Origin of the sequence: Lysinibacillus sp. NPDC056959, from assembly GCF_042674095.1 — a bacterium.
In the GTDB taxonomy this organism is placed as follows: domain Bacteria; phylum Bacillota; class Bacilli; order Bacillales_A; family Planococcaceae; genus Lysinibacillus; species Lysinibacillus zambalensis.
On record NZ_JBHURE010000052.1, the window covers coordinates 1 to 8,106 of the forward strand.

Annotated in this window: 4 protein-coding genes; 3 read left to right on the forward strand and 1 reads right to left on the reverse strand. The window is 37.9% G+C overall.

All coding sequences use genetic code 11. The annotated features are described in order from the left end of the window. Positions 1–732: 732 nt before the first annotated feature. Complete coding sequence (locus ACFTQ7_RS24680; protein WP_386831949.1) at positions 733–1,614, reverse strand: C40 family peptidase; 882 nt, start codon at positions 1,612–1,614, stop codon at positions 733–735. Between the two features lie 249 nt (positions 1,615–1,863). Between ACFTQ7_RS24680 and brnQ the strand changes: the two genes are divergently transcribed. The 3 genes from brnQ to ACFTQ7_RS24695 all read left to right on the forward strand — a co-directional run bounded on the left by brnQ (position 1,864) and on the right by ACFTQ7_RS24695 (position 7,059). Then, on the forward strand, positions 1,864–3,183 hold the full coding sequence (gene brnQ / locus ACFTQ7_RS24685; RefSeq protein WP_386831951.1) for a branched-chain amino acid transport system II carrier protein: 1,320 nt from the start codon (positions 1,864–1,866) through the stop codon (positions 3,181–3,183). A gap of 208 nt (positions 3,184–3,391) precedes the next feature. Continuing rightward, positions 3,392–4,771, forward strand: coding sequence for a S41 family peptidase (locus ACFTQ7_RS24690; protein WP_386831953.1), 1,380 nt, complete (start codon positions 3,392–3,394; stop codon positions 4,769–4,771). A 305-nt stretch (positions 4,772–5,076) separates the two neighbouring features. Then, the gene (locus tag ACFTQ7_RS24695) at positions 5,077–7,059 is read left to right on the forward strand and encodes an S-layer homology domain-containing protein (RefSeq protein WP_386831955.1); all 1,983 of its coding nucleotides are present in this window, start codon (positions 5,077–5,079) and stop codon (positions 7,057–7,059) included. Positions 7,060–8,106 lie beyond the last annotated feature (1,047 nt).

Consider the following 8,106-nt stretch of genomic DNA (forward strand, 5'->3'; position numbering starts at 1 on the left):
TCCTCGCCTGGGGATCCGCTTCCCTTCCGCGGGTATTGCTTCTTCACCCGGGGATTCACTTCTCTTTCGCGGGTATCTCTTCTTCGCTCGGGGATTCACTTCTCTTTCGCGGGTATCTCTTCTTCGCTCGGGTATTCGCCTCCCTTCCGCGGGTATTCCCCTTCCTTCCGCGGGTATTTGCCTTCCCTCCGCGGGTATTTGCCTTCCTTCCGCGGGTATTCGCCTCCCTTCCGCGGGTATTCCCCTTCCTTCCGCGGGTATTCCCCTTCCTTCCGCGGGTATTCCCCTTCCTTCCGCGGGTATTCGCCTCTCTTCCGCGGGTATCTCTTCCTCGCCTGGGGATCCGCTTCCCTTCCGCGGGTATTGCTTCTTCACCCGGGGATTCACTTCTCTTTCGCGGGTATCTCTTCTTCGCTCGGGGATCCGCTTCCCTTCCGCGTGTATTCGCCTCCCTTCCACGGGTATCTCTTCCCTCCGCGGGTATTCACTTCTCTTCCGCGGGTATTCCCCTTCCTTCCGCGGGTATCCGCCTCTCTTCCGCGGGTATCTCTTCCTCCCCCGGGTATTCGCCTTCCTTCCGCGGGTATCTCTTCCTCGCCCAGGGATTCACATCTCTTCCGCGGGTATCTCTTCTTCGCCCGTGGGATTCTCTCGTTCCGAGGGGATTCGCTTCCTCTTCCCGCGCATAAAAAAAAGCGATTTCTGCTGTATATGCAAAAAATCGCTTTTACTTTATTTTATAGCGTCGAAACGTTTATAAGCTACTAATCTTGTAGACCAGTAAGAGTATGTAACGTCTGATACTTCAACACCGTCTGCTCCTGCATGGATAAATTTATTGTTGCCTATATAAATACCCATATGAGAGATGCCCTGTTTATACGTATTTTCGAAGAATACTAAATCGCCGGATACCGGATTATTAACTTGTGTTGAATTATCAAAATAGCCTTCGCTACTGTTTCTGCCAATTTTTAATCCACCTTGATTAAAGGCATAGTAAATAAGGCCACTGCAATCTAGACCATCTGGTGTGTTGCCACCGTAGAGATATGGTGTTCCTACTAATGAATTCGCTACTTCTACTGTTTTCTTATTGATAGCTTGTCCATTTGCAGTAGGATCTTTTGATGTTCCTGCACCTGAAGATCCGTTATTATGTACTGTTTCATTCCCGGGTACTGAAGCTCCCGCAGATAATTTTAACACTTGTCCAATGTAGATTGTGTCTGTCGCAAGCCCATTCCAGTCTTTGATTTCCTTTACTAATATATTATATTGCTTAGCGATTTTAGATAAGGAATCGCCTTTAACGACTGTATGGGAAGTAGCTGTAGGTTTTGATGGTGTTGTTGTTGATGGATTTGAAGGTTTTACCGTTTCGTTAGTCGTTTGTTTTGAAATTTCAAGCTTTTGTGCGACATAAATCATATCATTCTTTAAATTGTTCCAAGTTTTTATGTCTTGTACTGTTACTTTATGGCTTGTAGCAATTTTAGATAAAGTATCTCCTTTTTGTACGGTGTAAGTAGCGGCTTCTGCACTTTGTAATGCTAAAAAAGAAGTAGCAATAGTTGTTAAAGCAAGGATTCTTAATTTTTTTGTCTTTTTCATACCAATTTGCCTCCATTCGTGCTAAAATATTTCCTTGTGTGTCTATCATACTAGATATTTTCGTAATCAGAAATCGGAAAAACTGACTATTTTTCAAACAATTTATGAATCTTAATCAATCCGACATATTCTGACAAATAATAAGAGATTATTGATTGCAAGAATAGTATTCGTATGATAACATACACTTCTGTATTTAAAATTTTTAGAAAGTTTAATCTTTTCAAATTTAAAGGAGTTTTAATTTTTATGAAAAACATTTTGCTTTTCATCAAAGAGAATCTAGCAGTAGGTTTACTATTATTTGCCTTGTTTTTAGGCGCCGGAAATATTATCTTCCCCCCATTATTAGGTCAACAAGCTGGTGAACATATAACGTCAGCAATGATTGGTTTCTTAATAACAGGTGTTGGGTTACCACTATTAGCCATCGTTGCGATTGCGAAGGCGGGTGGCGATCTACAAATACTAGCAAACCGTGTTGGCGCTACCTTTGGTATTATTTTTACATCAATTGTTTATTTAGCGATTGGTCCATTTTTTGCAGTGCCGCGTACGGGTTCTGTTTCCTACGAAATCGGAATTGTCCCATTTCTTCCAGAGGGAGCAGCAGATCATTGGGCACCACTTTTGATTACTTCTGTTATATTTTTCGCCTTAATACTAGTATTAGCAATTAACCCTTCAAAGCTTGTTGATCGCGTTGGGAAAATTTTAACGCCTGTTCTATTAGGTGTTATTCTATTGCTCGCTATTAAAAGCTTTATTTCCCCAATGGGTGAACCAGGGGCAGCTATAGGAAAATACACTTCGTCACCTTTGACTGAAGGCTTTGTTCAAGGCTATTTAACAATGGATGTACTTAGTGCATTAGTATTCGGAATCGTTATATTGCAAGCATTACGCGACATGGGTATGTCAGATACTAAGAAGCAAGTCAAAACGACAATTTTCGCTGGTATTGTTGCCGCAATTGGCTTGTCGTTTGTCTATATCGCACTTGGACAAATTGGTAACACTAGTATTAATGCAATAGGCACTTTTGATAATGGTGGTACTATTATAGCGAAGTCAGCTGAAGCTCTTTTTGGTACACTCGGGACTATTATATTATCTGCCACAATTTTACTAGCGTGTATATCTACTGCTGTAGGTTTATTGACTGCCAATGCTCAATTTTTCAATAAACTATTTCCAAGTGTTTCGTATAAAACGTTTTTAGTAATTTTCACAATATTCAGTGCAGCGATTACTAACGTTGGTCTTGAAACAATTATTAGTGCATCACTACCTGTATTATTAATCATCTATCCACTAGCGATGGTGTTAATGGTTCTTTCACTTTTCGATAACTTCTTTAAAGGTGGAAAAATTGTTTACATTTTAGCATTAATTCCTACATTCCTTGTTAGTCTGAATGATGGTTTTAAGGAAATGAAGATTACGATTACACCATATGTGAACATTTTAAAAACTTTACCATTATATGAACAAAGTCTAGCATGGCTTGTACCTGCAATAGTCGGTGCACTTATCGGCTTTGTTATTCATAAGCTAACAAAAAAATAAAATATCTTCATCTATATGATAACTAGAATCTGCTTTCCTTTTTTGCGAATGTCCTTTACTTTTTCGCAAAAAGTTAGCAGATTCTTTTTTGTAGGAAACCCCGTCTGTTGCGCGAAGAAGGAAAAATGTCACCTACAACTTTGGTGATAAGCCCTATTACAGTTATATGGAAAATCATGTATACTATATATTAGAAAAGAGGTGTCCTATGAAAAGAGTATTGTGGTCATTTGTATTCGTTCTAAGCTTTTTCATCTTTCCGTTAACAAACGCTTCTGCTGCAAGCAATGAACAACAGCTTGTAAAGGAAATCAAGGAAATTATTACGGAAAATTACGTGGGAACTATCCATGGAAATTTGCAAAAGGCTAAAACGATTCCTGAAATCATTGAAATGCTAGATCCTTATTCTACATATTTTACGAAAAAGGAATTCGAGGAATTTATCAATAGTATCGATCTATCAACAATTGGGGTTGGTGTGATTATCGAAGAACATGAAGATGGCATTCATATTTTACAAGTGTTTGAGGGTAGCGGTGCATCAGATGCAGGTGTCGTTGCTGGAGACATTATTACTGCCATTAACGGACAATCCGTTGTAGGAAGCTCCACGCAAGAAGTCTCATCCCTATTAATTGGTGATGAAAATACTAAATTAGGCGTGACACTCCAACATGCAGATGGTACAACTTCTACGACAACGATTACACGAAAAAAATTCACATTACCGAATGTGGAATCTACATTACTATTTGGGAATGTTGGATACATTGCTATGTCATCCTTCTCTGAAGACGGTGCAGAGCTTGTAAAGAAAGCACTAATTCAGTTAAAACAGAGTGGTGCAACTTCTTTTATCTTGGATTTACAAAACAACGGTGGAGGCTATGTAACAACGGCTCAGGAGATTACAGGTTTTTTCCCAAAAGCAAAAACCGCCTTTTTACTGGAAGAAGCGCATGCCAATTATAAAGTGCGTGCAGTCAATCAAGATGAAAAATTCCCTGCTGATACACGTATTCTTGTAAACCGCTATAGTGCTAGCGCCTCTGAAATGTTAGCAGCAACATTGCAAGATCAGCAATCTGCTATTTTATACGGAGAAACTACATACGGAAAAGGCTGTATGCAGGGCTTTTTTGAACTGCAGGATGGTAGCTATTTAAAGCTTACAATCGGTAATTTCACAGGTCCTTTAGGGAAAACAATTAATGAGGTCGGTGTAAAACCGAACATCCAAACTAAAACTGCCCCTATTTTCCAGGCGCATTATGACGCAATCAAAGCACAATATACAAAATATAAAGAGCTGGCAAGCTTAAAAAATGTTGCGGATCCTAAAAATTTGACAGTGAAAGTTCCTTATACACTTTCTTCACAAATGTCTGAGGATAAGGTTCAGCTAATTGCTTTAGGTGGTAATGAAGTGCCTATGACAGCTAAAGTAGATGGTCGTTCATTAATCGTAACCCCATCAAAACCTTTATCTGCTGGGCGAGAATATATGATTCTTGTCCATCCAAAAACACAAAATGCTAACAAAGCACCGCAAGGTTTTTATCAGCGTATAATAATGAAAAAATAAAAAATGCCTCTCACCATTTAAGTAGCTTCATTACTTAATGTCGGTGGGAGTTTTTTTTATTCTTGCATTAAAATTACTGGCTGAAGATATATACACTAACGTCTCACTCATGAAATACTTTACCAATCCTCTAAACGCAAATGTCCTTCACCTTATTGTCTATCCAACTATTTCTATTAACATAGCTCAAAAGTATAGTTATTGGTAAATTTTGATTGGCATATTTTATGTTATTTCTAACATTTGACCCTTATCTTAATTCTCCAACTTTGGTAAAATAATAGAAGCTTAGGAGGGTTAAAACTATGAAAAAACTATCAATGTTAACGGTGGTGTTAATGGCACTTGTTAGCATGCTTATTTGGCAACCAAACATGGCATATGCTGATGAGCTCTCAGGACATATGCATGAAAGTGGTTTACGCTATTTAATTTCCAAAGATGCATTATTGCAAGATGCAAATGGAAGCTATCGTCCAAACGACACTGTCACGCGCGGTGAATTTGCTACTTACATAGCAAAGGCTTTAAACCTTGAGAAAAAGGATAATATTACTTTCACAGATGTCCCAGATACATATTTGTTTGCGAGTGATATTAAGCTTGCTGCTTCTGCTGGGATTATCACAGGGTATACAGATGGTTCGTTTAAACCAAATGCCCGTATTTCAAGAGAACATATGGCAGTTATGCTAATTAGAGCTGTTGATTATTTAAAAATCCCAAAAGGTACACCATCCACTACTTTTATGGATAATGCAGCTATTTTTAAAGACTTCCGCCAAGCCATTGCTATCGGAGCAGATTTAGGGCTTATTAAAGGTAGCTCCAATGGAATGTTTTTACCAAAAGATAACGCCACAATTGGCGAGGCCTCTACATTTGTACTTCGCTTAATACTTCTAGCGGACGATGTTAAAAATGATGGTGGTAACACTAATAATAACGGCAATAATGGTAACAACAACAATAATAACGGCAATAACGGGAACAACAATGGTGATACTGGTAATGGTAACTCTACTAAGTTCATCGTAAAAGAAATTTCAAATGGCAATCTTGTAGGAAACGAAGCCTTTTCTAGCTTTGATGCTGCTGAAAAAGCCTTGTCAAAAAATACACTTGTCATTACGCTAAATGATAAAATTATGAAAATGTCATCTGGTTATGTTGTAACTAATAATTATGTAGCCCTTAAATCTGAAACAATTAAAGATCAAATTGCTGTTGCTGCTAATACAGAAATGCAGTATTTAGGTAGTGATGCGACACAAGTAAAAGTTAGTTTAGCAGGTCAGGTTGGGTATTTAAAACATGCCGATGTTACATTAATCCCATCTGCTTTAAGTAAGGGTCGTTCTTACTATTCAAACGAGAATGGTGAAATTAAACATACTTTATATGATTATAAATCAAATAAATACTCTTCTAGCTATGTATACGGAAAAGCTCCAGACTTCATGAAGCAGGGCGAAAAGTACTTTAGCTGGAATGGCATTAATTTCTATAATGCTAGTGGCTCTTCAAAAGGTGAAGCTTATAATTACTATCAATTTTTACCTGCACGTGCGCAAACTCAATATACTGCAGCAGAACTAGATAATTACATTATGCAAAAGTTAGCTGAGGTTGAAAGTTCAGGGGCTAGTCTTTATAAAAATGCGACACAGAAAAGTAAGTTAATCGGTTTAGGGAAAGTATTAAAAGAAGTAGAAGCAAATGCTCACATTAATGCTATGCTTATTTTATCGCTTGCCCAGCATGAGAGTGCATATGGTATGAGTGACCATGCTCAAAATCTTAACAACTTATTTGGTTTATATGTATATGACACGAATCCACTAAATAAAAAGTTTGATAGTGTTGCAGCCAATATTAATGAACTTGTTGAAAAGTTCTTGCAGCCAAATTACATTACACCAGGTGGTCCTTACATGAATGGTGCAGTAGTTGGTTCTAAGGAAGTCGGCTTTAACGTGAAGTATGCATCTGATCCATTTTGGGGTGCTAAAATTGCTGGACACTACTACCGTGCCGAAAAAACTTTAGGCTTTAAAGATGCAAAAAATCCATACAAAATTGGTCGTACGACAACAACTGGCCTAAATGTTCGTCCAGATGCATCAACAAGTCAAAGTCCACTTTACACATATAATAAAAGCGGTATGCCCGTTATTGTAACCGATACGAATGTTAATGGTTGGTATGAAGTACTTTCTGATAAACTCCACACACAATCAGCCTACATCAATAAAGAGTATGTTCAATTCATTAATACCGTGAAGTAGCAATTAGAGGCTGTCTCCGAATATTTTCGGGGCAGCCTTTTTTCGATAGTTATTACCTTTATTAAAACCGATGGCAAACTGAATGATTCTATCAATTATGTCTCGATATAATTTCATCTTGAATCAGCATTGTTCTTAAGCCTGTATGAGGGCCGTCACGATGCTCTCCTTTCGGTAATGCCACAGAACATGTTTTTGGTTAGTTAGCCGTTACCACATGAACACGGCGATTTTAAGCGGCTTTTTTGTTTTAACTTCCGGATCCATCAACTATAGAAAACTACAATTTCTACATAGTTATAGTAGTGTTTAGCAAACAAGCTTATCAGTCTCTCTATTACAATCCCACCCTAATGGCTATTCAGCCATTTCTTTATAAGGAAATGGCTCTTTTTAATCCTTTTCTCACATTTTTATAGTGTTATATATTTTAAGTACCATTACATATATTAGTTTTGGGATAGCAATCTGTTGCATTGCATCGCCCCAATTTGCTATTGCACTACGCTATCCTACCAATACATAATTAGCCTTCATACACATTTTATTCATTTGACGGCGCTGTAATTTTTTTAATGTATAGGTAACATCTATTTGCACAAATTAATGTTGAGTGTATCGAACGCACTTACTAGGCTGTGGCGTTGGTTGACCGTCACATCCTCCCTCATTTGTCACCTAGGGTCACTTCCAACTCAGTGACCCTTTTTATAATTTCTTGCCTCAACGTGTGCATTAAGCTAGCAACTTTAACTTTTCTTGTGTAGTAAAGTAATATTCTTCAATTCATTTTCAGCTTTCATGCGTTTACTCATCCCATCTTCGTACGTTTCAAGTAACTGTTTATGAGGACAGAGCCTATTAATGCTAACCAAGAATCCACTTTTTATGTAGGTTAAATATAAAAATAGCTAATCTATTCAAAGATAAATTAGCTGCATTTTTTATTTTTTTCTTTTTCCTAAATTGCAATTACAAGTTGAACACTTTTTTCAAAAACACCCCAGAGGTTCCTTTGTCTTCTGTTCGTCGGTCGGCATAGTTCGT

Coding starts and splice junctions, on each gene's coding strand:
- ACFTQ7_RS24680 (WP_386831949.1), bottom strand. CDS start 1,614: ATGAAAAAGACAAAAAAATTAAGAATCCTTGCTTTAACAACTATTGCT.
- brnQ (WP_386831951.1), top strand. CDS start 1,864: ATGAAAAACATTTTGCTTTTCATCAAAGAGAATCTAGCAGTAGGTTTA.
- ACFTQ7_RS24690 (WP_386831953.1), top strand. CDS start 3,392: ATGAAAAGAGTATTGTGGTCATTTGTATTCGTTCTAAGCTTTTTCATC.
- ACFTQ7_RS24695 (WP_386831955.1), top strand. CDS start 5,077: ATGAAAAAACTATCAATGTTAACGGTGGTGTTAATGGCACTTGTTAGC.